Origin of the sequence: Paenibacillus sp. MMO-177, from assembly GCF_037147795.1 — a bacterium.
In the GTDB taxonomy this organism is placed as follows: Bacteria; Bacillota; Bacilli; order Paenibacillales; family Paenibacillaceae; genus Pristimantibacillus.
This window is the reverse complement of the sequence record NZ_JBBCUR010000014.1, coordinates 1-22473: the sequence shown is the minus strand read 5'-3', so window position 1 is coordinate 22473 and position 22473 is coordinate 1. Positions and strand designations below refer to the sequence as shown.

19 protein-coding genes and 1 rRNA gene are annotated in these 22473 nt (G+C 42.8%); 2 read left to right on the top strand and 18 right to left on the bottom strand.

The window, feature by feature from the left end:
• Positions 1–9: 9 nt before the first annotated feature.
• The 16 genes from WFK81_RS27680 to sigK form a co-directional block, all read right to left on the bottom strand.
• Entirely contained in the window at positions 10–1068 is a 1059-nt protein-coding gene (locus tag WFK81_RS27680) for a mannonate dehydratase (RefSeq protein WP_336790304.1), read from the bottom strand.
• 17 nt (positions 1069–1085) lie between these two features.
• Entirely contained in the window at positions 1086–1877 is a 792-nt protein-coding gene (locus WFK81_RS27675; protein ID WP_336790302.1) for a glucose 1-dehydrogenase, read from the bottom strand.
• 15 nt (positions 1878–1892) lie between these two features.
• Positions 1893–2924 carry a glycoside hydrolase family 5 protein gene (locus WFK81_RS27670; RefSeq protein ID WP_336790300.1) on the bottom strand — a complete coding sequence of 344 codons (1032 nt, stop codon included), beginning with the start codon at positions 2922–2924 and terminating at the stop codon, positions 1893–1895.
• 18 nt (positions 2925–2942) lie between these two features.
• On the bottom strand, positions 2943–4910 hold the full coding sequence (locus WFK81_RS27665) for a hypothetical protein (RefSeq protein WP_336790299.1): 1968 nt from the start codon (positions 4908–4910) through the stop codon (positions 2943–2945).
• A gap of 21 nt (positions 4911–4931) precedes the next feature.
• The gene (locus WFK81_RS27660; RefSeq protein ID WP_336790297.1) at positions 4932–7391 is read right to left on the bottom strand and encodes a beta-mannosidase; all 2460 of its coding nucleotides are present in this window, start codon (positions 7389–7391) and stop codon (positions 4932–4934) included.
• An 89-nt stretch (positions 7392–7480) separates the two neighbouring features.
• On the bottom strand, positions 7481–9034 hold the full coding sequence (locus tag WFK81_RS27655) for a DUF3502 domain-containing protein (protein ID WP_336790295.1): 1554 nt from the start codon (positions 9032–9034) through the stop codon (positions 7481–7483).
• Between the two features lie 50 nt (positions 9035–9084).
• Entirely contained in the window at positions 9085–9963 is an 879-nt protein-coding gene (locus WFK81_RS27650) for a carbohydrate ABC transporter permease (protein WP_336790294.1), read from the bottom strand.
• A 15-nt stretch (positions 9964–9978) separates the two neighbouring features.
• Positions 9979–10920, bottom strand: a complete 942-nt coding sequence (locus WFK81_RS27645; RefSeq protein ID WP_336790292.1) for an ABC transporter permease — start codon at positions 10918–10920, stop codon at positions 9979–9981.
• 228 nt (positions 10921–11148) lie between these two features.
• Entirely contained in the window at positions 11149–13407 is a 2259-nt protein-coding gene (locus tag WFK81_RS27640) for a helix-turn-helix transcriptional regulator (RefSeq protein WP_336790290.1), read from the bottom strand.
• Positions 13408–13772: 365 nt separating this feature from the next.
• On the bottom strand, positions 13773–14714 hold the full coding sequence (locus WFK81_RS27635) for a HAMP domain-containing sensor histidine kinase (protein WP_336790288.1): 942 nt from the start codon (positions 14712–14714) through the stop codon (positions 13773–13775).
• A 127-nt stretch (positions 14715–14841) separates the two neighbouring features.
• Entirely contained in the window at positions 14842–15549 is a 708-nt protein-coding gene (locus WFK81_RS27630; RefSeq protein ID WP_336790473.1) for a response regulator transcription factor, read from the bottom strand.
• A 22-nt stretch (positions 15550–15571) separates the two neighbouring features.
• Positions 15572–16135 (bottom strand): class I SAM-dependent methyltransferase, encoded by a 564-nt coding sequence (locus WFK81_RS27625; protein WP_336790286.1) that lies wholly within the window; start codon positions 16133–16135, stop codon positions 15572–15574.
• Between the two features lie 359 nt (positions 16136–16494).
• Complete coding sequence (locus WFK81_RS27620) at positions 16495–16800, bottom strand: ArsR/SmtB family transcription factor (protein ID WP_336790284.1); 306 nt, start codon at positions 16798–16800, stop codon at positions 16495–16497.
• 43 nt (positions 16801–16843) lie between these two features.
• On the bottom strand, positions 16844–17605 hold the full coding sequence (locus tag WFK81_RS27615; RefSeq protein WP_336790282.1) for an SDR family NAD(P)-dependent oxidoreductase: 762 nt from the start codon (positions 17603–17605) through the stop codon (positions 16844–16846).
• 411 nt (positions 17606–18016) lie between these two features.
• Positions 18017–18382, bottom strand: coding sequence for a hypothetical protein (locus WFK81_RS27610; protein WP_336790281.1), 366 nt, complete (start codon positions 18380–18382; stop codon positions 18017–18019).
• Between the two features lie 155 nt (positions 18383–18537).
• Positions 18538–19236 (bottom strand): RNA polymerase sporulation sigma factor SigK, encoded by a 699-nt coding sequence (sigK, locus tag WFK81_RS27605; protein ID WP_015845870.1) that lies wholly within the window; start codon positions 19234–19236, stop codon positions 18538–18540.
• A gap of 189 nt (positions 19237–19425) precedes the next feature.
• Between sigK and WFK81_RS27600 the strand changes: the two genes are divergently transcribed.
• Together WFK81_RS27600 and WFK81_RS27595 are read left to right on the top strand one after the other, a co-directional pair.
• Positions 19426–19629 carry a hypothetical protein gene (locus WFK81_RS27600; RefSeq protein ID WP_336790279.1) on the top strand — a complete coding sequence of 68 codons (204 nt, stop codon included), beginning with the start codon at positions 19426–19428 and terminating at the stop codon, positions 19627–19629.
• Positions 19630–19884: 255 nt separating this feature from the next.
• Positions 19885–21231, top strand: coding sequence for an Nramp family divalent metal transporter (locus tag WFK81_RS27595; RefSeq protein ID WP_336790277.1), 1347 nt, complete (start codon positions 19885–19887; stop codon positions 21229–21231).
• Positions 21232–21284: 53 nt separating this feature from the next.
• On the opposite strand, the gene WFK81_RS27590 is transcribed toward WFK81_RS27595, so the two are convergent.
• Positions 21285–21923, bottom strand: a complete 639-nt coding sequence (locus tag WFK81_RS27590) for a cell wall hydrolase (protein WP_336790275.1) — start codon at positions 21921–21923, stop codon at positions 21285–21287.
• Between the two features lie 448 nt (positions 21924–22371).
• Positions 22372–22473: ribosomal RNA gene (locus WFK81_RS27585) — 23S ribosomal RNA — on the bottom strand; the annotation flags it as partial.

Here is a 22473-nt window from a genome sequence, read left to right as displayed (position 1 = left end):
TCCTTATTATTAAAGAACTGAAAGAGCCGCCTTCATATAACCTAGCGCATAAGCCATTCCAGCGTGCCATGGTGCCCGACAAGTCATTTGCGGCGTATGATCCGGGATAAATACACCATCAAAATCATGTTTCTTAAATAGCTTCAGTGCTTGAATCATATCGATGTCGCCTTCGTCGACAAAAACCTCCTGGTAATCAGGAACTTTGCCTTTTACGTTACGGAAATGAACATAACCTATTGCCTGCTGGGAAGCGTACTGTTCGATTGTGTCGTAAATATTCCCCTCTGTCATTTCCTGCAATGTACCTAGACAAAACTCTAGCGCATTGCTCGGGCTTGGATAGCAGTCAAGCAGCCGTTGATAAAGCGAGGGTTGATTCACTAGTCTGCCGTATCCTCGAATTGCAGGCATCGGCGGGTCATCTGGGTGTGCCGCTAATCGTACCCCCGCTTCCTCTGCCACAGGCACCAGCTCTTTTAGAAATCGCTCAAGCCTCTCCCATAGCTCCTCCGAGGTGATTGGTGGCACAACTCCTTCGGAAGCATGACGATCGTAAGTCATGTTCCAGATTTGTCCGTTTGGTATCGGGGTCTCTAAAGGACCGTCAACAGTCCGAAACGTCGCACTGACGGCTCCTCCTCTGGCTACAGCTCGATTAATATGCCCCCATACTCCCGCAATACTGAAATTGTACCCAATAATGGGAATACCCGCTTTGCCTACATTGGTAACGATTTGTTTCAGCCTATCCATCTGTTTAGTCCTCATGGGACCGTCTAACAAAACATCATGCCAATCACCGGGACTGAAGTTTTCAATGGCTTCCCATTTCAATCCTTCCTCCTCGATGGAGCTTTTAAGCCGCAGCAGATGGTCCAGCTCCCAAGCAGGATCTTCAGGCGGAGCATATCCCATGTTGCGCTGGCTGTCGGTATCGGGAAGGCCTTGAATACCTTTATAATAATCAACTAAGTGAACAACCAAATGAGAGCATCCTGCCTGCTTGGCGAAACGGAAATTATCCTTCGTCAGCCTATCGCGATAAAGACCAAGTCCCAGCTTCATCTTTCATCCTCCTTGTCTTACAATGCATCATCTCCGGCAATATAAGTGGGATATAAGCTCATGCCTCCATCTACAAATAACGATATTCCCGTTACATAGTCAGCTTCATTGGATGCCAGCCATGCTGCACAAGCCGCAACATTTGCTGTTCTTCCAATTTTCCTCATGGGAATCAGATTCTCAATTTTTTTCTTCATCCCAGGGTCTGCGAGTAAGGTCTCGTTCATTTGTGTCCGAATGGCTCCTGGGGCAATCGCATTAACTCTTATTCCTGCATGCGCATATTCAGCAGCCAGCGACTCCGTAAGCATAGCAACTCCGCCCTTGCTTGAGGCGTAATGAACATGTCTGGGCTTTGGAATTTTCTGATGAACACTAGACACATTGATAATAGACCCGCCGCTGCCCTGCTTCAGCATGATTCGTATGGCTTCCCGTGCAAACAGAAACACTCCGGTTTGATTCACGCCGACAATCTGGTTCCACTCTGACAAAGGAAGCTCATGGGAAGGAGCCGTCGATTCGATTCCCGCATTGTTGACTAGAACATCAAGTGAACCGAATCGAGAAACAGTGCCTCTGACAGCCATTTGTACATCTTCTTCGGATAAGACATTGCCTGAGAACTTCACAGCTTGTCCTCCTGCTTCCCTCACCAGTTCCGCTGTTTGCTCAAGCAGCTGCGAGTCGCAAATATCAAACAGAGAAACCTTCATGCCTTCAGCACCAAAACGTATCGCGATTTCCCTTCCTATGCCTTGTCCAGCTCCAGTAATTAATGCGGTTTGGCCCGCCAGATCCGAATACATGCCAATCACCCTTTGTTAATACCGCTCCAAAAGCTTAAGAAGCTTTTCATCCAGGAGGTATCCATCTATGCTCTTATAAATGACATCGCTTCGTCCTGAGTTTAATAAGCCAAACGGACCACGGAAATTCCAAAGCGCATAACCAATGTTTCGTGAGGTCAGCACCTCAAGCAAATCATTCATCCATCCCAGGAAGACATCATGCGGTGTCTCCCGATGACAACCCATTTCACCGCAATGAATTCCTACTCCTTGGGCCATTAATTGCGACCAGGGCTCGTATTTGGCATGAAGTTTTTCTTTATTCCATATAACATTGTCGCAATTTTCATTTGGCCAAGTCGGCAGCTTTTGAGAATTGCCTCCCCAGATCGCCTTATAATGGCTGACCGTCCATGGGTCATACCCCCTGCAGCTTTGCCCTATACCAAGTGGTGCCAATTCGGGTACAGCCGTGTTGCCACCGTCAAGGCCGTTCGCGATAATTGGACGATTGGCATCCACCTGTCTGATCGCTTTTACAACCTCTGTTACCACATGTACGTATTCGCTTGGTTGCATCGGCATACTATCTAGTGTCGTTGGTTCATTTAGCAAATCAAAGCTTAAAGCGTCACCAGGCACTGACTTGTACCTTTCGGCGAAACGACTCCAATAATAGGAAAAGGCCTGAAGAGCCTCTCTGTCCTTCCATAGGTTTAACTTATTGGGCTCATTGACTTTATCGTAATCATTAATGCAGTAACCCGGTGCACGATGAATGTCCAAAGAAACGTGCACATTATACTTAAGTCCCCACTCCACCGCTTGATCAATCCGTCTAAGCGTATTCTCATTCATCTCATAAAGATTTGTACCCGAGTTCCAAAACAGATAGGATAGCGGAATACGGGCAAAGTCAAAGCCTAATTTACTAATTAAGCGGAAATCCGATTCCAGGAATTGGCCATCATCCTCATACGGGAAGATTTGTTGCCATTCCGTATTGGTAGAGAACATTTCTACTAGATTAAAGCCCCTCCAACGAGGCAATGGATTATTACTCATGACGCTTCTCTCCTTCTTTTACATCCATAGCAGTTCAAGCTCAGATGCATGATGTAATTCCATGTCCAGCCATACAAGGCATGATTCCTGCAATTGGGTAACTCGATATTGCTGTTTCTCTTGAAGAACGCTGCCATTAAGCAGTACCGTCATGTGCTCTGACGTGACGGAATTGGTTATTCTAAGACATGGCCGGATTAAGAGATCCGCCCTATCAGACAATTCTATTGTTAATTGGACTTTGTTCTTATAGCCGGCATCAATGAGATATTCCATTGCTGCGTGCTGATATACAGCGGCCTCGCCAGATGAGACAACGATTTTTGCTGGATGCAGCCAAGAAGCAATTCTCTCACGGAGACCTTTACGATCAAACGGTTGATGAACACCAATTAACGTCATCCATTCTCGGTAAGGACGGCCTCGATCGTCTATTTTGTAATCCCTTTCCCATGCAACGTCATTCCATGCTTCGACCCCGGCAACACTGCTGTGCGACACTTGTCCCGTCCAGGTTGTACCTGATTTGAATGGCTCTTGATAAGGCTCTTTATTCACAGGCCAATGAGACATTTCATAATGATAGCTATGCCAGGAGATATCGGTGGTCGAACGAGATTCCGGACAAACTTCGTACGGACCCGGAACATTCGGAAAAGCAATAAACACATCCGGAATTCCATTTGTAAAGTGTATGGCTTGAATCGTTTCATCCCAAGCTTCAACGACAGACCGGTCATCAAGCTGATATAATTGACCGTTAGATTGGCTGTTGCGATCATACCAGCTGCGGTCATACTCCCTTGCATCTCCTGTCAAATTCAAGAGAGTTAATGGAATTTCATGAATATGATCGGAAGGCTTGGTTTGGGTGCCCGCGATAATGATGGACTCCTCAAGCTCATGCCAGTTTCGCCACTTCGTATCCAGCTTAGGATAATAACGAATATGACGTATGCCGGTCCCGTCAGGATAAAAGACATAATGCTCTTCTACCTCAGGCTGATCGCTGCCCTCGCCCGAGTCTGGCCAGACGCGATAATCAGGATTGGTAAGCAAGTAACGCCAACAGATCACTTTACGAACCTCATGATCTTCTTTAACTTCAACTGAATTAAAAGCATTTAGACGGTCAGACATGGGTTCAAAGCAGCCTTTCTCCTCTTCGACCCAAGATTCCACGAACTCATACGTAAACAAAAGCTGATCGTTCATATGCCAAGCCGGAACATGATTCATTTGATCCCAAAAGACGAATTTGATATCTTGTCCATGATAAGCAAACCGCTTGTCGAAGGAAATGACATAAGCTTCACCTGCTGCGCCAGACCAGTGATAGGACCGTTTTATTACTCGAAACCCGGTCTCCCTGTCGCTATGATCCCGCTCCGGTCTTGGACTGGCTGTTAATCGCGTTATCCCTTCAAATGAAGTGCGCTCTTTAGGAAGCAATAGGGCAACAAGATACTCTGTCTCGTTCCCGAGCCATTCCATTGAAGGAGCTAGCTCCATCCAATCCTGTCTCCAGTTCCCGTTAATCTCCATTCCTACTGCATAAAAAAAATGAAAAAATCCGGATTGTTTATCTTTCTCCATTCGCAATTGTCCCGCTGTACCGTTGAATGGGACCGAGAACAATTGACCGGTTAAATCTGTCCGGTAACGTTCTTGCCGCTGCTTTGCAGAAAGTGTGTCTGTATTGTCTAAGACGTCAATTGTCCCAGCTTGACAATCATGCACCTCAACCTGTATCCCATCGCCATCCAGCCGCAGCTGGATGGATGTATAATGGTCAGGATTTGGAATGCCGTCTTTAACTGCAACTAGCGCTAGTCCTAGCCCCTCATCACGTTCGTAACTTAACTCTGCAGCAAAATGACCAGATAAGTTATAAGGATAGGCATAAGCTTCCCAATCACTTAAACCCGTCAGGGCAATTTTACTGCAGCACTCAGTTAATTCTTGACGTCCTGCATCTACGCACATTGCTTATTCCTCCCCACCATTCTAGTAGCTGTCACTCAAACTGCGGCAGGTTAATTGTTCCTTGATCTCCGCAAGAGATAGCGGCCGGGACAGTCGACTCCGATCCAATACAATGGTACGACTTTGATCAGCAGACAAGTGGAAATAATTATCGCTGAACACGGCATCATCTTCGGTAAGATCCAGCTCTACAAACATGGCAAAAGCATCGGAATAAACCTTAATCCTAATCTCATCATCGATTTCTTCACATGTAACACTCAAATGAGCTTGAGGGAGTTCGAATTCCTTCGCTTTTACAAATAGAGTCGTTCCGGATGCGGTTACTCCCTCATTCTCTATCCATTCGTATTCCAAATAATGCGATCGTAAAGCAGCAGTAGAACAAAGAATGTCTTCAAAGCTAAGCTCTTTGAACTTCATGCTGGATAGAGGTTCAACCTCTACGTTCATCTCTCCAGAAGCTGCAATGGCCGAATCAGAAGCTCGTCGCAGTCTCCATACCACGTATCCTGTTACGGCATTCATCGTTTCGTTAGTGAGATGAAGGGATGCCGAGCTTCCTTCTTCACAGACAGACAATAGTACCGGTGCAAAGAAGCGCTTGGCAGCATATTGCAAAGCTTTCCACCGTCCGTAATAGTCGATGCTAGCCCAAGATGCCACTGGCCATGAATCATTCAGCTGCCAGTACACCGCTCCCATACACCTTCCCCGATTCCTCCGCCAATGCTCCACCCCATATCGGACTCCCTCAGCCTGAATTAGCTGAGATACATAAGGGAAAGATTCGAAATTTTTCGGAAATTTAAAATATTGAGATAAATAGTACACAGTAGGTTCAATACCATTTGGGTGCTTCTGATGATTCTCTATCACATTGGAGAATATATTCAAATCCTCCGGCAGTGCAAACGTATGAATCGTTTTCATTCCCGGGAAGGCTTGCAGACCGAACTCCGACATGAATCTTGGATAACGATTGCGAAAATCGGTGAATGGCTTGCGATGATGCCAGATCGACCAGTCATGCATGTCCCCGAAATTCTCATCATTTGGCCGGTCAAAGCTCCCTAACGAAGAAGGAGAGGCCCGCCAGTAGAACGTATTTGGATCGACCCGCTTCGCAACCTCAGGCAATACGACCTCAAACTGCTTAATATAATCTGCCTTTAGTTTAAGAGATTGGTTAATATCCCACTCGACCCAGGCCCACTCATTTTCGTTATTGCCGCACCAAAGTCCAAGACAAGCATGATGACGAATTCTCTTCATATTTTGTTCGGTTTCAGCAACAACATTATCCCGGAACTCATCTGTAAAATCATAAACCGCACATGCAAACAGTAAATCCTGCCAAACAAGAAGCCCATATTCATCGCACAGATCATAGAAGTAATCTTCCGGGAAGTATGCTCCTCCCCAAACGCGAATGCAATTGAAATTAGAATCCACACAATCCTTAAGCAGTCTTGCGGTTTTGTCTCGAGTCATACGGGCAATGATATTATCCTCAGGGATATAGTCCGCCCCCATAGCAAATATATCTACTCCATTTACACAAAATGAGAATGAACGTCCCCACTCATCATCATTTTGGGTGACAGAGATTGTTCGCAATCCGATACGCAAGCTGCTTCCATCCAACTGCCTCTCGCCGTTAAACACAGTGGTCTGAACTTTATAAAGCGGCTGTTCGCCAAATCCGTTAGGCCACCATAGCTTTGGATTCTCGATATCAAATAAAAGATGAGTGACAGGTGAAGCAGCCTGTGTCCGTTTGTTCAAAACTTGACCATCAGGTGTGCGAATGACCACTTCTACATAAATATCTGAATTAGACCAGTTCTCCAAACCCAGCTTTACATCCAGTCCTACTCTTCCATTTGCATGATGCTGAGTTACATACACGTCTTCTAATCTAGCATCGTTAAAACCAATAATAGAAACACCGCGCCAAATTCCTAAGTCAGGCAAATTGGGTCCCCAATCCCAACCAAACATATGATGCGCTTTACGAATATAAGGAAAACCGGGCTCTCCATTAACAGACCATATTGGATTTTCTTTATACTTCTCTCGAATGTACTGCAATGGAGATCGAAGGGTAACCAGAAGTTCATTCTCTCCTTGGCGCAAATAATCCTTAACATCGAATTCATAGGTTCGGTGCATATTATTTGTGCAAGCCAGCAAGTGCCCATTTAACAAGATTTCTGCAAGTGTATCCAAGCCTTCAAAGCGGAGCAGCACTTGGTCGCAGGGCATCTGGCTGCTATGGATGGAGAATACCTTTCTGTACACATAATCGTGTTCCGATATTTTAGTTGCTTCTCTATCGTTTTCACGATAATAAGGGTCTTCCATTTTACCCGCATTCATTAAATCATTATAAACAGATCCCGGAACAGACGCTTCAGTCCAATCTGTTTCGTCCCATCTTCTCATACTCCAATTTCCATTCAGATCAAGTATCAACAATGTGTGTTCCACTCCTTATTTATGTCTTTCGTAACATGGAGCCCGTATCGCTTAGATTACGGACTCCAGGCAACGAATATCATCCTGTCTTACTGAATGCCGATCTCATCGAAGTGCTTATTCGCTTGTTCTTTGATGTAATCCGCTAAAGCCTCCACTCCAGCTTGCTTTAACTTGTCCTGGTAGGTTTTAAGCGCAGCGTCCACGTCTTTGACTGCGCCAACCATCAGAGGCATACCGTATTGTTCAACCACCGAGTTGACCGCTGCTAATTGAGACTTTACAGGCTCGTAATCCATGGTTATTCCATCAAAAATATTTGGCTTGCTAATCGAAGCCATCTTCTCTTTCAAAGGTTTGTATCCAGTCCACTCATCCTTATTAGGCTTCAAGTTCTGCTGGGTATACCATCCCCATCCAGAAATGTCGTATCTCACAAAATTTTTGGGATCTACGCCAGCTGGCGGGATAACTAAACTCTTGCCGTCTGTATCAAGATCGTAGTGCGTTCCTTGAATACCATAAGTGATTAGGTTAAAATAGGACTCGTTATTTCTAATTTTATCCAGAAGCATTAATGAACGATCGATATGCTTCGAGCTTCTAGGAATGGCCATAGCATTGTTGACTGTCGGATCTGCCATGGCATAACCTTTAAATTGACTAAAGTTGAAATAGCCGATTTTCATTTCCGGTTTTTTCTTAGCCAAATCTTCAATAAAGCCCTTCGTCTTGTCTATATTCCCCCAGTTGATAGCCCCTGTGCCGGATGTAATCATCTCCCCCGGAGATTGTTTGGCAATCAAAGCATTTTTCGACCAATATCCGTTATCAGCCCATTGTTTCATTCGCTTAACATAGTCAGCATATTCCGGCGTAAACGGATAAATCACGATGTCTCTTGGGTCCATATAGGACTTCGACGCGATTGGACTGGTATAGCCCCCAAGAAGCTGGAAGTCAGTAGAAGTAGTGAACAAGTCCAGCAAACCATCATACGGATTACCATTAATCGGGATTACGCCTGTCTTAGCCTTTTTAACCCCATCCATATATTGACCTAAAGTGTCCAAATCCTTGATTTCTGGCAAATTGAGTTCTTGACGCCAATCTTCCCGATAATAAAAGCCATCCACAGCCCAGTTAGGGTTAGTGTTAGGAACAGCGTAAATTTTATTATCAATAGTGGCTGCCTTCCAATCATCTTTAGGAACCTTAGACCAAGTATCCGGCATGTCGGTTGGAAGAAGGGACGAGATATCTACGAAAGCACCTTGTTTCGCATATTTGTAAAAATCCAGCCAATTGGCCGCATAAATCATGTCGATTGGTTCTCCCGAAGTCAACAGCAAATTATATTTGGTCTGCCAGTCGGTCCAGGAAGTAAATTTAATCGATAAAGTCGTGTTCAGGTCTTTCTCGGCCATCTTATTAAATTCAGTCAGTACCTTGTCCATATCTTTAGGCGGATCACCAACTAAGTACCACGTTAGGTTTACGTGCTCCGAGAGATCTGGCCCATTGGATGCCACAGGTGTTTCCGATTTGGCTACGTTGCTATCATTGCTGCAGGCTGCTAACGTTACAGATATTACAGACATCATGATCATTGCAGCTGATTTCCAGCTTTTCTTTCTTTGCATTGTGAAGCCTCCCCTTAGTTTTGTATTTATGTTAGCCGAAGTATCCGGTTCTAACCTTTTACAGCCCCGATTGTCAGTCCTTTTACGAAATACCTCTGCAATAATGGAAACAAGAACACCATAGGTCCTGTCGCTACAACAGCAACAGCCATCTTCAAGGTCTCGCTTGGGGGCACCTCAGCCCCGTTAGTTGGAATGGAGCCATGACTCAGAATTTCTGCTTTAGATAAAATACGATACAGGAAATATTGCAACGGAACTTTGGAATCGGTTGTAATAAATAAATTTGGCGCAAACCAATCGTTCCAATAGTTTAAGGCAATGAACAACCCGATAGTTGCAAGAGCAGGAGTCGATAGCGGGAGAATTAAGCGCATGAATATAGTAAAATCGCCAGCTCCGTCAATTTTAGCCGATTCCGTCACTTCAACTGGGATTGAGTTCATGAAATTTCGCATCAGCAATACGTTCCAGGCATTGACCAGTCCGATAAGTATAAGAGCCATCACCGTATCTTTCAGATGCAAATTCTTCACAATCATAATGTACCAAGGAATAAGCCCGCCACTAAACAGCGTCGTAAAGTATACAAAAAAAGATAATCCGTTCCGAAAAGCATAATCGCGTCGAGAAAGCACATAAGCTCCCATTGCTGTCAGAAACAATCCAAGCGACGTTCCAATAACCGTGATGAGAATGGTGACTTCGTAAGCGTTCAGAATGGATGATCCATACTTCCATATGGCGTCATAAGCTGCCGAAGAGAAATGCTTTGGCCAAAATCTGAATCCATTAACAAGAATGTCTTCTTCCTTCGTCATTGATCCAACGGCAATTAACCAGAAAGGAATAATACAAAGAAGTGAAATAACAGTCAATAAGGTATAACTGATGAAATGAAAAGATCTAGCACCGCTGTTCGCCTTCATATCACACCTCTCCTTCTAAAACAGCGCTGATTCTTCGCGCGTTCTGCGAACAATGAAGTTGACAATCATTACAAGAACAAAACCGAAAAAGGATTGGAATAATCCTGCTGCCGTCCCCATGCCAATGTCGAAATTAACGGTCAGAGAACGATATACATAAGTATCAAGAATATCAGTTGCATTATAGAGTAGCCCGTTATTCCCGATAAGCTGGTAGAACAGATCAAATTGGCCTCTTAGAATACCACCCAAACTGAACAAAACAAGCATAATAAACGTAGGCATTAACAATGGGATCGTAATGTAACGAATTTGCTGATAAATGTTTGCACCATCGATTCGAGCAGCTTCATAATACTCATCACTGATCGCCAATATTGCTGCCAAGTATATGATCATTCCGTAGCCAAGACCCTTCCAGACATTAAAAAACACAATAATGTACTTCCACGGAGCTTGTTGCATATAAAAGTTATACTCTGGCAGATGCAATTGTTTTAAAAGAGAATTAATGACACCATTATCAGAGTTAAAGAGCATATAGCCAAACGCCCCTACCAACACCCATGATATAAAATAAGGTAAGAATATGAAGGATTGGCTTGTCTTCCGGAACCATTTGGCCGGCACTTGGCTTATTAGAATTGCACACATCATCTGCATAAAATTTCCTGCCAAAATAAAAGCTAGATTATACAGGACAGTGTTCTTCACTAGCTTCATGAGCATTCCTGAATGGAATAGAAATTGAAAATTATCCAAGCCGACAAACGGGCTCTTAAACAAGCCAAGCTCGAAATCGAAGTGCGTGAATGCGTAGTAAACACCTGTCATCGGCAAATAGGCAAAGACGAGAAAAAACAATATCATCGGCAGTGCCATTAAAGATAGAACGTAATTTTGCCTTACCTTATCCATCCACTTCTTCTCAGACGAAGGTGATAATCTGTCTGTCATAGTACTCCTCCCTGTTGTACAGCCAGGCCCGGCTCGTTCACTTACAACCTCATCCTAGCCTCCAATCGACGCTTTTCGCAACTTCGTTATAAGCTCCTTTATTCGTTTTCCTGCCTTTTAAGCTAAAATGCTAAATAACATATATCCTTCCGGATAACATAATCAATCTTTCAAAAAAAAAGAAGCTTCGCTACAGCGAAGCTCCTTCTACTTTCCTGTCTATTCGCATCAATCATTATTTTGGTCAGCAGCATTCTTTCGATATTCAGTAGGCGTTACTCCAAAATATTGCTTAAAGGACTTATAGAAATGAGGGCTGTTAGAAAAGCCTGCTCGTTCAGCAATTTCGCCAATTGATTCATTTGAATGCAGCAATAGCTTGCTTACCTCGTCCATTCGAACTTCAATAATATAATTGAGAATCGTTTTGAAGGTAGCTTTTTTGAAAACGCGGCTGATGGATGTTGTCGACATATTCATCGCCTCGGCGATGCTCTCCAGCGACAAAGTCCGGTCCGAGAACCGCTGATGAATAATTTCCATTATTTTCTGCACGGTATTATCCTGTTTGGACAACTTCTTATCCTCAAAGGTCGATTCAATCCCATCAAATACTCGGAAGAATTGTTCCTCGATCTCACGAAGAGAATCCGCTTGGTTTACGGAAGCCAATAGAGTATGGAAATCCAACTGAAAAGAAGAAAAACCATTTTTCTCTATCGTCGTAATCGCATTATGAATGACATGAATAAGTTTGGTTAAAGTAAAATGAAACGCCATGTAAGTAGACTGTGACGATTCCATTAATATGGATGTTAATAATTGTTTCACCGGTTCCATCCTGCCTAACTTAAGCAAATCGATTAACTGCTTCTCTTTATGGGAGGAATAATCGTAGCTGCTAGTGGCTCTCCCTTTCAATAAGTCAGGCCATAAAATGCATGAAGATTCGTAGAAAATGCGATAATAGGACAATTGTAGCGTCTCCATATATAACTCATTAATTGAAAAGATATCTTCTCCTGAATCACTAACAAACACGGATATTTCAAGATTAAATATGGATTGAACGGTCTTTTGAATTTGCATAAACAAGCTGTTCAATTCTTCTTCTGCAGGAATGCGTTCCAGGTCATTATTTGAGAAGATAATGGCTAATCGGTTCTCGCTTAAATCTAGGGCATAAGTCTGACATACTGGTGCAAGCCATTCTTGCGCAACATTTAAAATTCCGAATTTAAACAGTTTGCGATCTTGATCATCAAAACGCTCCGAGAACATGGAATAATGATCTATACGCATAAGAACCACTCGGAAAGAATGCTGAGTACTAAAAGGAATTTCAAGATGATCCAGCTTACTTTGTAGAGTTTCCATATTTTTAGGTATATTGCCGGTTAGCAGATTCTCAACAAAGTCTTGTCTAAGTGCCTGAAAGCTGTCCCTTCGATCCTTTTCCAACCGGGGTAATTTCGATAGCTTTTCATCCACTTTTTCAAAGAATTTACGTGATGCCATATACGATATAAAAAGGCCGAATAATAGCAACCCCACCGTGATGATCACTGTTTTCCATCTCATCATATTAATTTGGTGGGTTAAAGCAGAATACGAAGTGATACGTATATATCTCCATCCTAAATAATCCGGAGCTGTATACGTAACGAGCGAATGCGTTTTATCTACATCGGCGGAGAAGTACCCTGAATCCACTCCGCCTTCAATAATCCTCCGAATATAAGAACTATCGGATAAATTCGATAGCATAGGTAACTTCCACGTGTTGGAGATTAATGTTCCTTCTTCGTCAATGATGAACGTATTATTGACGGAATTAGAAATAAGACCATCGACAAACTTATGCATTTGTGTTTCTGATACATTTACAATAATTAGATTCCTTCGTTCACCTTGATTTAACGTATCGTAAAGAAGATAGGTATAGACATCTCTATTTTTTTCCAAGTCAATATCACTATTTGGAGGTATGGGAATTTTTCTTGGAATTGGCTTTAAGGTCAGCTTTTGATCGTCACCTTTAAATAGTAACAGGACATCCTTGTCGTAAAATTCACTCCTTGGCTGAACGCTGCTTTGCTTCAAATCGGTGCTGATATAAAACTCATCCTTATTGCCATTGTACACGTAAAGGGAATCAATAAACGGAGAAGTAGCCCGGTAAGCGTCCAATTGATCAATGGCATCCCTAGTTTCTGAAGTATCCAGAGCAGAGAAGTTTAACAGCTTATTTACCATTTTATCATTGTAGATTTGTTTGACGAGCGCATCTGCTGTAACCGTCATGATGGATGCTTCGTGAGTGGTTTGCTTTAAGCTGTTAACGGTTGATTGATAGGACTGCTTCAGCACAATCTCTTCAAAGTGAAAATAGAGGAAGGTAGATAATGCAAAGATCGTGATGGAAGTCGAAACCGTCAAAAGGGCGAACACTTTGGCGTATAACTTCATATTCTGGATGATTCTCACCCTAAAATGTCCCCCCTAGTATGCTCTCAATAATTTTATCAGATTACATAATATCAAATTTTCATTTTTATTTCCTGTATTGTTAGTTTAAAGCCTGGCTAAGTTGACTAGAGATTAGACTTTTTATATCTTTGAGGCAACTAAGTATTTCGAGCATAACTATGTTTTTAAATACTTATCCCCTGATACAGTTTATGACTTCTTAAAATATATATATTAGGCAATTTTGAAGGTATAAAATATGGCCTGTTCATGTTATACAACGAAAGGCTGGGCAATCGCCCAGCCTTTCGTTGTATAATTCATTGAACTTGAAGCTTATTACAGAGCAGCACCGCTGCTTGACACTCAGATACCGGAACCGTTTATTTGATCTTATTTTTTTGTTGCATAGGCAATCGAAGTGTAAACGCATAATGCCCGGCTTTATGAATGAGTTCGAGTCTTCCTGATTGAAGTTCCGCAAGTTGCCTAGATATCGCTAGTCCCAACCCGGCACCTACTTGAATAGTAGGATTCTTGATGGCATGCTCCGTTTTGTAAAATCGTTCAAAAAGCTTGGCTTCTTCCTCTTGTGTTATATATTCCCCTTCATTTGCTATCGTTAAATAAATCCAACATTCATCGCAGTCCAGTGTAACATCGATTGCTTTTGGAACAATTGCATACTTTAAAGCATTCATTAAAAGATTATCAATAATTCTTACCACTTGCTCGGGGTCAATGAGGACTTGAGATTCCGTAACATTAATCTGCGATCTAATAATGGAATGATGTTCGTTTGCAATGGGCACAAACTCAGATAATATTTGTTCAAGGAGCGCTCGCAAGTCAACCTGTTTCTTCATTAATTTCAAATTCCCAGAAGAAATACGCGTATAAACAAATAAATCATCTATTAGCTTTTTTAGCTGTTCAGCTTTCTTATATGCATTATTCAAAAAACGATTGTATTCTGACTCATTCTGAAACGAATGGGTTCGCAGCAAATCAAGATAACCAATCATACTTGTCAACGGTGTCCGAAGATCGTGGGACACCCCAGTAATTAAATTCATTTTTGATTCTTCGTTTGCTTTTTCCTTTTCCTTCTGATTTCCGAGTTGCTCAGCCATTTCGTTCATATTCTTAGCCAAATTACCAAGCTCATCCTTTCGGCTGACTGGTATTCGGTAATTTAAATTACCTTCCGATATAATTCCGAGCCCTTCCGCTAAAAGGGACATATAATTAATAATTCTTCTTGTGAAAAAATAGAAGGCGATGAGGAAAAATATTAGGAACATGATGGGAACTATATAAATCATGAAGGGATAATATTGCAAACCAATTCTCGCCCATGCCGTCGAATTTATGGTTCCTCCCACAATCGAGGTAATGATCGAAGCAATAAGAATGGAAAGAATTGTGGCCCACAAAAAAGAGTAGCGAACACTATGTTTTCGCAGTAACCTCATATTTGTCAATTTTATAACCAACACCCCACACTGTCTTTATATATTGTGGTTCCCTTGGCACTAGTTCAAGTTTTTCCCTTAAATTACGGATATGAACCATTACCGTATTATCAGAGTAACCCGTACGTTCTTTCCACACTGTTTCATATATGGCATCGGCGCTGAAAACTTGTCCGGGATTCGCTGCAAGTAACTTTAAGATTCCAAATTCTAAGGGGGTTATCGTGACCTCTTGTCCTCTAATCGATACATAATGTTTTGTCTCGTCAATAACGAGATCCTTTATATTAATGACATTCGTCTCTGTTATCTTAGGTTTAAGGAGGTTTTGACGCCGCAACTGCGATTTTACCCTTGCTATCAGCTCCATAGGGTTAAATGGTTTTGTCATGTAGTCGTCGGCACCAGTAGTAAGCCCTACAATTTTATCCATATCCTCTTCTTTAGCAGAAAGCATAATGATTGGTGTGGAATATCTTTCTCTAATTTTAATGCATGCCTGAATACCATCCATGTGTGGCATCATTACATCTAGTATGATAAGGTCAACTTCGCACTTTGATAAGGTTTCAAGCGCCTCTATTCCGTCTGTCGCCTCCAGAACTTCGTGTCCATCATTTCGCAGATAGATATGGATCACATCACGGATTTCTGAATCATCATCTACAACAAGGATAAAAGCCATTATTCTGCTCTCCTCCTCCTTATTACTCAACTCTTTTTCTACAAACATAAACAAAAGCCGGGGGAAAATTCAATGGGACAAGAGATATCCTTTCAATTTCAAAATATTCTGAAAGCAGCCTCCTCATCTGTAAAGAATATTGAAATGCGATAAGAAGACCTCCGGGTTTAAGAGCAGCAATGCATTGCCGGATAAGGTGAAGACGCATATCAGCTGAAAAATTAAAAAAAGGAAGTCCACTAAAAATGCAATCCACTTTCTGCATATTGTGTTTCTCTAATTGCCATAATAACTGCAGCGCATCTCCTTCACATATCCAATCCGGATAATCATTTTTTATTCTTCCCCTCATTTGCTCATCTTTTTCAAAAATCATTACTTTTGTTTTTGGAGTTAACCGCTTCGCCAGCAATCGGGAAATGGCTCCTGTCCCCGAACCTAACTCTATAACCGTTTTTGTATGCTCCCATGATACTTGGTCAAGCATCCTTTTAGCCAAAAATCGTGAACTTGGCACCAAGCTTCCGACGTATTTGGGATCCTGTATATACTTTTTAAGAAACAGTAATGGTTGATTTATGTTCATAATTATCAACGCCCTATTCATTGTCTTGTCAGTTAATTAGAAGTTAACTCAGAAATATTACATACGGAGAGAGTCCACAATAACTGTTGTATTTATCGTCACCTCATTACTGTCTGGTATTCAACAAGACCCGATACAAAATCCGGCAAATAAATATTCTTCACATTTACAACTATAAGAATAATTTCTTAGTTGCCACTTATGATTTTTCTAAAGAATTTCTGAAGATTTGTTCAAAGGTAATTTCTTACCATGAATTATTCGATTTATGCAGCCTTAGCCTGACCAGCTAATTGGCGACGAGGAAAATCATAAAACAAGCCACAGCTAAATCCGCTGCGGCTTGTTTTATTTACGTATTATAAAATGCAATCTTTCTCTACGACGTCAATCAACTGTTTAAGCTGTTGTACGCTATATTCTAATGAAAGCGAATAATAGCGCAGCGTTCCTTTTTGTTCGATTTTTACAAGATGATTATCGCGCAGGATTTTTAAGTGATGGGAGATTGCGGGACGAGAAAGGTTCGAATGCTCAGCAATTTCATTCACGCTTAACTGCTCCCGTTCAGCCAATAGGAGGATGATATCCTGTCTTGCGGGATCGCTTAAAGAGTTAAATAACGGTATACATGCTCGGAAAATATCGATCGCTTGTTGTGACATAATTCCATGAGTCCTCCTGTTCGGAAAATAAATGAAGGGATTTTTATTTATCTCCCGCGACATATTTGGCAATTTTTGCTGCTAAACTACGTGGCAAGAATTTTGCCCCAAGAGCACCTGCCTTGTTCATGCCGCCGGTTATAACCACTCTTTTCCCCTTCATCATTGCATTATAACCTATTTTAACAACTTCCTCAGAATCCATTGCCCGGCTAAACATTTTCGTATTTTCTACAGCAGCAACGGTACCGAAATTGGTCTTCGTAGCTCCCGGGCAAAGAGTAGTCACCGTAATTCCAGTTCCAGACAACTCTTCAACAAGAGCTTCTGAGAAGGATAGCACAAAAGACTTAGTTGCATAATAAATGTTCATCATAGGCCCGGGTTGGAATGCTGCGGTGCTTGCGACGTTTAATATTTTCCCGGTGTTTCTTTTTTTCATGTTCTGCAGAAAATAATAGGTTAGTTCCGTTAAAGCAGCTATGTTTAATTGAATCATGTCTAATTGCTTTCGGATATCCAGCTCGTCAAATTTACCTAATAAACCAAATCCGGCATTATTGACAAGAACATCGACTGTAACGAATTGTTTTTCTACCTCATCAAATACTTCCTTAGCCGCGCCTGGCTTACTCAAATCCTTTTGAATGACAGTTACATGTATATCTTTATACGTTTTTTTTATTTCCTCCAACTTTTGGCCGCTTCTGGCTACAAGAACAAGATGATAACCATCCTGGGCAAATCGTTTTACAAACTCATAACCTAATCCGCTGCTAGCTCCTGTTATCAATGCTGTTTTCATTATTATTGGTCCTCTCCGTTCATCTATACACATATGTAACCATATGTTTAAACACTTAAACACTTAAACACTTAAACACTTAAACACTTAAACACTTAAACTATTGAACATATAATACATAAGAATGTGAAAAACGTCAATTGTATATCTACAAATAAGATCGTTGCCAAAAATATGAACGCATAGGCTGAACAACATTTTCCACTGTTCAGCCTACCTATTGTGTTCATAACCTATTCTTACTTACCCAACTGCCAACGATCAAATTCAGAACGAAAATGATCTCCCATCCATAAGCAAGTCTCCCATAAATCAGCGACAGGTTCTTGCGTGAAAGGAAGCCTGGCCATATAATTCGGTGGACCGAATTCAGGACTAAATGTCATACATGCCTCTCCTGCTGCCTGTCTGTTAACTGCAATCTCTTGCCACCACTGATTCGCAAACGCAGAACCAGCGGCTGAAATCGGCAGTAAACTTTCGTTCCGGTATCTCTCGAAGGCCGAGCTGTGGGCCAAGGAGCATACATCGCTCTTCCCCCAGATTTGTCCAGCAACAGCTGTTCCATAGAAACATTTCTATCCCCTTTTTCCCTGCAGCTAGACCAACAATTAAGTCCAGCTTGTATTTGCGCAGCAGCCGTTTAAATTCATTCTTCTCACCAATCGAGCCATGCCACACCTCTATGCCATCATAACCAGCTTCTGCAATCTTTTTTAGGACAGATTCCGCACTTCCCTGCATCTCCCATGCTGATTTGAATACTTTTAGTTTCATCGTACGGTCTACCTCATCTTGCTGGGGAAATTGTGAATATAGAGAAGTTCGATAATAATAAAGAAAACCCTTGATACACAAGGGTTTTGAGTGTTTTATTATGGTGAGTCAAGGGGATCGAACCCCTTACTTCATCGCTGCCATCGATAAGCACTTCATTTCTTCGCCTTATAAAACTCATGATACAGCTTCATCAGCGCCCTCTTCTCAATCCGCGACACATAACTCCGGCTAATCCCCAGCTCCTTCGCAATCTCGCGCTGCGTACGCTCATCCCCGCCATGATCCAGGCCGAACCGGCCGCGGATCACTTCCTGCTCCCGCTCATCGAGAATATCGAGGTTGCGGTAGATCTTGCTTTTCTCGATTTTCAGCTGCACCCGATCCACAACATCGTCGGCCTCCGTGCCGAGGATATCGATCAGCGTAATTTCGTTCCCCTCTTTGTCCGTTCCAATCGGGTCATGCAAGGATACATCCTTGCGTGTTTTCTTCAACGAACGCAAATGCATAAGTATTTCGTTCTCAATACAACGAGCTGCGAATGTAGCGAGCTTCGTGCCTTTTCCGGTCTGGAAGCTTTCGATCGCCTTAATCAAGCCAATCGTTCCGATCGAGATCAAATCCTCGAGATCTTCCCCCGTGTTATCGAATTTTTTGACAATATGCGCGACCAGCCTTAAGTTATGTTCAATCAGCAGGTTGCGCGAATGCGCATTCCCTTCCGCCATTAGCTGCAGATGCTTCATCTCTTCTTCTTCATGAAGCGGCTGCGGAAAAGCATTGTTTTTGACATACGATACGAGCAGCGACAGCTGCTTAATGAACAGAGCAATAGCAGCAAAAAGTCCCATGTTCCTGCACCCCCATAAGCTGAATGGCCAGGGCATACCTCTGGCTCACGATGAAGTCGGTTCTACATTGTATGTGGGCAGAGGCCTAGAAGTGCATGTACGCGGAAAATCGCTTGCAATGATTCATTTCATTTAGATTGGGTAAACTACCTTAAGACTTGGAATGTTAGCCGAGGAGGTTGTTGTTACATGAACAGAAAAGATAAGCATAATGATGAATACGATGAGTTCTATAACGAGACTTCGAATACGGTAGCCGGAATCAATACACCCAAGGATCATGAGAGCTACGGTCCGCTCGACATGGTCAGCGAAGCCGTCGAAGAATTCATGGAAAATGTCCAGCATGCTTTCGATGGACATCATGAACGTGAAGACCATGAAAAGGATTAGAAGATAAAGGGTTGTTCTTTTCAAAGAACGGCCCTTTGCATTTTCTTTTCACCATTTGCAGAACAAATCATACTTTGTGGTAATTCCATCTATCGGGCGTGAAAGTTGTCATTGACAAAAAAAGTTGCACTGGTACAATAAATTTAAGAAACAATAAAATCTATCCTGCATACTCCTAAGTATGTGGTTTTTTTAGACAGAAAAGTTGCACTTGCGCAACAATATTAGTTAAGGAAAAGACAAGAGGTGATTTTCATGATGGAGACATCCGTTACGCAGTCGCAAGACGAAGCTTGGCGTACGCAAGGTACGCAGCCATCCTTGCCGGAAGTACACCGCTCGCTCCGCATTCCAACCAAAGGCTCTTGGTTGAAAAAGTTATTGGCCTTTTCCGGTCCTGGCTACCTGGTCGCCGTAGGATACATGGACCCGGGGAACTGGGCAACGGATATAGCCGGAGGCGCCATGTTTGGTTACACGCTGCTCTCGGTTATTCTGATCTCAAACTTGATGGCCATTCTGCTGCAGGCATTAGCAGGGAAATTGGGTATCGTAACAGGCAGAGACCTTGCGCAGGCCTGCCGGGACCATTACAGTAAGCCGGTTGTTTTTACGTTATGGCTGCTATGCGAGCTGGCCATCGCCGCTTGTGATTTGGCGGAGGTTATCGGCTCAGCGATTGCGCTTAATTTATTATTTGGCATACCGCTGATGTACGGTGTAATCATAACCGTACTGGACGTCTTTATTGTCCTGCTTCTTCAGAACAAAGGCTTTAAGTATATTGAAAGACTTGTTGTTGTTCTAATTTTTACAATAGGTGCTTGCTTTATTACCGAAATATTTCTGGCAAAACCGGATGCGCCTGCATTGTTCGCAGGATTAATTCCAAGCCATCATATTGTCACCAATCCAATGATGCTGTACATTGCTATTGGTATCCTTGGCGCCACCGTTATGCCGCATAACTTGTATCTGCATTCGTCTATCGTGCAAACGAGACGCTACGAGCAGACCGAACTTGGCAAACGGGAAGCCATCAAATACGCTACATGGGATTCGTCGATCGCCTTGTTCTTTGCCTTATTTATTAACGCGGCTATTCTCATTATCTCGGCGGCTACCTTCCACAAAGCAGGCATGACCGACGTAGCCGAGATCAGCCAGGCATATGACCTGTTGACTCCGCTGCTTGGTACGGCAGTTGGTTCCATTCTGTTTGGGGTAGCGCTTCTGGCTTCCGGGCAAAACTCAACGCTTACAGGTACGCTTGCCGGTCAGATCGTTATGGAAGGCTTCCTGAACATCCGAATGAAGCCTTGGCTGCGCCGCCTTGTTACCCGGCTTATTGCGATTATTCCGGCCGTTATCGTTACCGCGATATCTGGTGAAAGCGGCACGGCACAGCTCTTGATTCTTAGTCAGATTATTCTGTCGTTCCAATTATCCTTTGCCGTTGTTCCGCTCATTCAGTTCACCAGCGACAAAAAGAAAATGGGCAATTTCGTTAATCCGTTATGGATGAAAATACTCGCTTGGTTTGTAGCTGTTGTCATAATCGTCCTTAACGTCTTCCTGCTCTACAAAACCTTCTTTGGTTAAAAAGAAAGCCTGCCGTTTACGAATGCGTAAAGGCAGGCTTCTTTTATCGATCATTATTTAGTGAAGACGTGATTACCGATCTTAACGGTTACCGGACGTGACTTCATCCACTCGGAATTCGTGATTTTCGGGTTGTAGAAATATAAGGCTCCGTGCGTAGGGTCAATCCGCTTTGCAGCATCCTTGGCAGCATTCAATGCGCTAACCGTGGGCATATTCCAGAACTGCCCGTTGCTAACAACGCTAAATGCGCTTGGGGCAAAAATAACCCCTCGGATTGTACTAGGAAATCCGCTCGTTTTCGAACGATTTAATATTACGGCAGCTACGGCAATCTTCCCTTTGTAGCTTTCGCCTCCAGCCTCCGCATTAACAACCCTCGCCATACGGGACAAGTCAGAACGGTCTACGGTTACTTTGTGCAAGGCGTGCAGCGTCATGGAGCCAGCTACTCCATCCGGCTTCAGGCCGGCCCCCTTCTGAAAGGCTGCCACAGCAGACTTCGTGGAAGCGCCATAATTACTCGTTATATTGCCTTTATAGTAACGCAACATATACAGTCTCTCTTGCAAATCCTTAACCTCTGTCCCTTTGCTGCCTACTTTTAACGATGCAGCTGACGCCTCCAAAGGCAGGCAGAGGATAGATGCTATCAGCATCGATAAGACGATTGTACCAAGCTTTCGTTTCATTATGCGATCCCTCCAGTATGTATGCTTGCTTGTCTTTAGACTCGCGTTTTTTGAGTTTACCATAACTATCCTGAATAAAAGGTTTCCATAGAATTTTCTAATTAGTTCTAATTCAACTCTCATAATTCATAATAATTAATGGTGAATACCTCATTACTCCATATATATTCGCAATATTATTGATGTTATAGTGGGTGATAACCCATACAAATGTTTACAAATAGCAATCTGGAAAACAATATAAAAAGCCTGCCGGTTATCGGCAGGCTTTCCTATGTATATGGCTTGCGCCTTCAAAACTGGATGCGAAAGTTGTTTTTCCTTAAGTTTTTCCGGTTTTACACCGGGGCCCCCGCAAAGTACTCGGAATCGACTCCGAATCATTTGCTTCACTTTGTGGGGTATTCATTGTTTATGCTTCCGAAGTACGTTTCCTTCAGAAACGTTTTAGGATAAGCCCTCGACCGATTAGTATTCGTCAGCTCCACACATTGCTGTGCTTCCACCCCGAACCTATCAACCTCGTCGTCTTCAAGGGGTCTTACTAATT

Coding starts and splice junctions, on each gene's coding strand:
- WFK81_RS27680 (WP_336790304.1), bottom strand. CDS start 1,068: ATGAAGCTGGGACTTGGTCTTTATCGCGATAGGCTGACGAAGGATAAT.
- WFK81_RS27675 (WP_336790302.1), bottom strand. CDS start 1,877: ATGTATTCGGATCTGGCGGGCCAAACCGCATTAATTACTGGAGCTGGA.
- WFK81_RS27670 (WP_336790300.1), bottom strand. CDS start 2,924: ATGAGTAATAATCCATTGCCTCGTTGGAGGGGCTTTAATCTAGTAGAA.
- WFK81_RS27665 (WP_336790299.1), bottom strand. CDS start 4,910: ATGTGCGTAGATGCAGGACGTCAAGAATTAACTGAGTGCTGCAGTAAA.
- WFK81_RS27655 (WP_336790295.1), bottom strand. CDS start 9,034: ATGCAAAGAAAGAAAAGCTGGAAATCAGCTGCAATGATCATGATGTCT.
- WFK81_RS27650 (WP_336790294.1), bottom strand. CDS start 9,963: ATGAAGGCGAACAGCGGTGCTAGATCTTTTCATTTCATCAGTTATACC.
- WFK81_RS27645 (WP_336790292.1), bottom strand. CDS start 10,920: ATGACAGACAGATTATCACCTTCGTCTGAGAAGAAGTGGATGGATAAG.
- WFK81_RS27635 (WP_336790288.1), bottom strand. CDS start 14,714: ATGATTTATATAGTTCCCATCATGTTCCTAATATTTTTCCTCATCGCC.
- WFK81_RS27630 (WP_336790473.1), bottom strand. CDS start 15,549: ATGGCTTTTATCCTTGTTGTAGATGATGATTCAGAAATCCGTGATGTG.
- WFK81_RS27625 (WP_336790286.1), bottom strand. CDS start 16,135: ATGAACATAAATCAACCATTACTGTTTCTTAAAAAGTATATACAGGAT.
- WFK81_RS27620 (WP_336790284.1), bottom strand. CDS start 16,800: ATGTCACAACAAGCGATCGATATTTTCCGAGCATGTATACCGTTATTT.
- WFK81_RS27615 (WP_336790282.1), bottom strand. CDS start 17,605: ATGAAAACAGCATTGATAACAGGAGCTAGCAGCGGATTAGGTTATGAG.
- WFK81_RS27610 (WP_336790281.1), bottom strand. CDS start 18,382: ATGAAACTAAAAGTATTCAAATCAGCATGGGAGATGCAGGGAAGTGCG.
- sigK (WP_015845870.1), bottom strand. CDS start 19,236: ATGGGACTTTTTGCTGCTATTGCTCTGTTCATTAAGCAGCTGTCGCTG.
- WFK81_RS27600 (WP_336790279.1), top strand. CDS start 19,426: ATGAACAGAAAAGATAAGCATAATGATGAATACGATGAGTTCTATAAC.
- WFK81_RS27595 (WP_336790277.1), top strand. CDS start 19,885: ATGATGGAGACATCCGTTACGCAGTCGCAAGACGAAGCTTGGCGTACG.
- WFK81_RS27590 (WP_336790275.1), bottom strand. CDS start 21,923: ATGAAACGAAAGCTTGGTACAATCGTCTTATCGATGCTGATAGCATCT.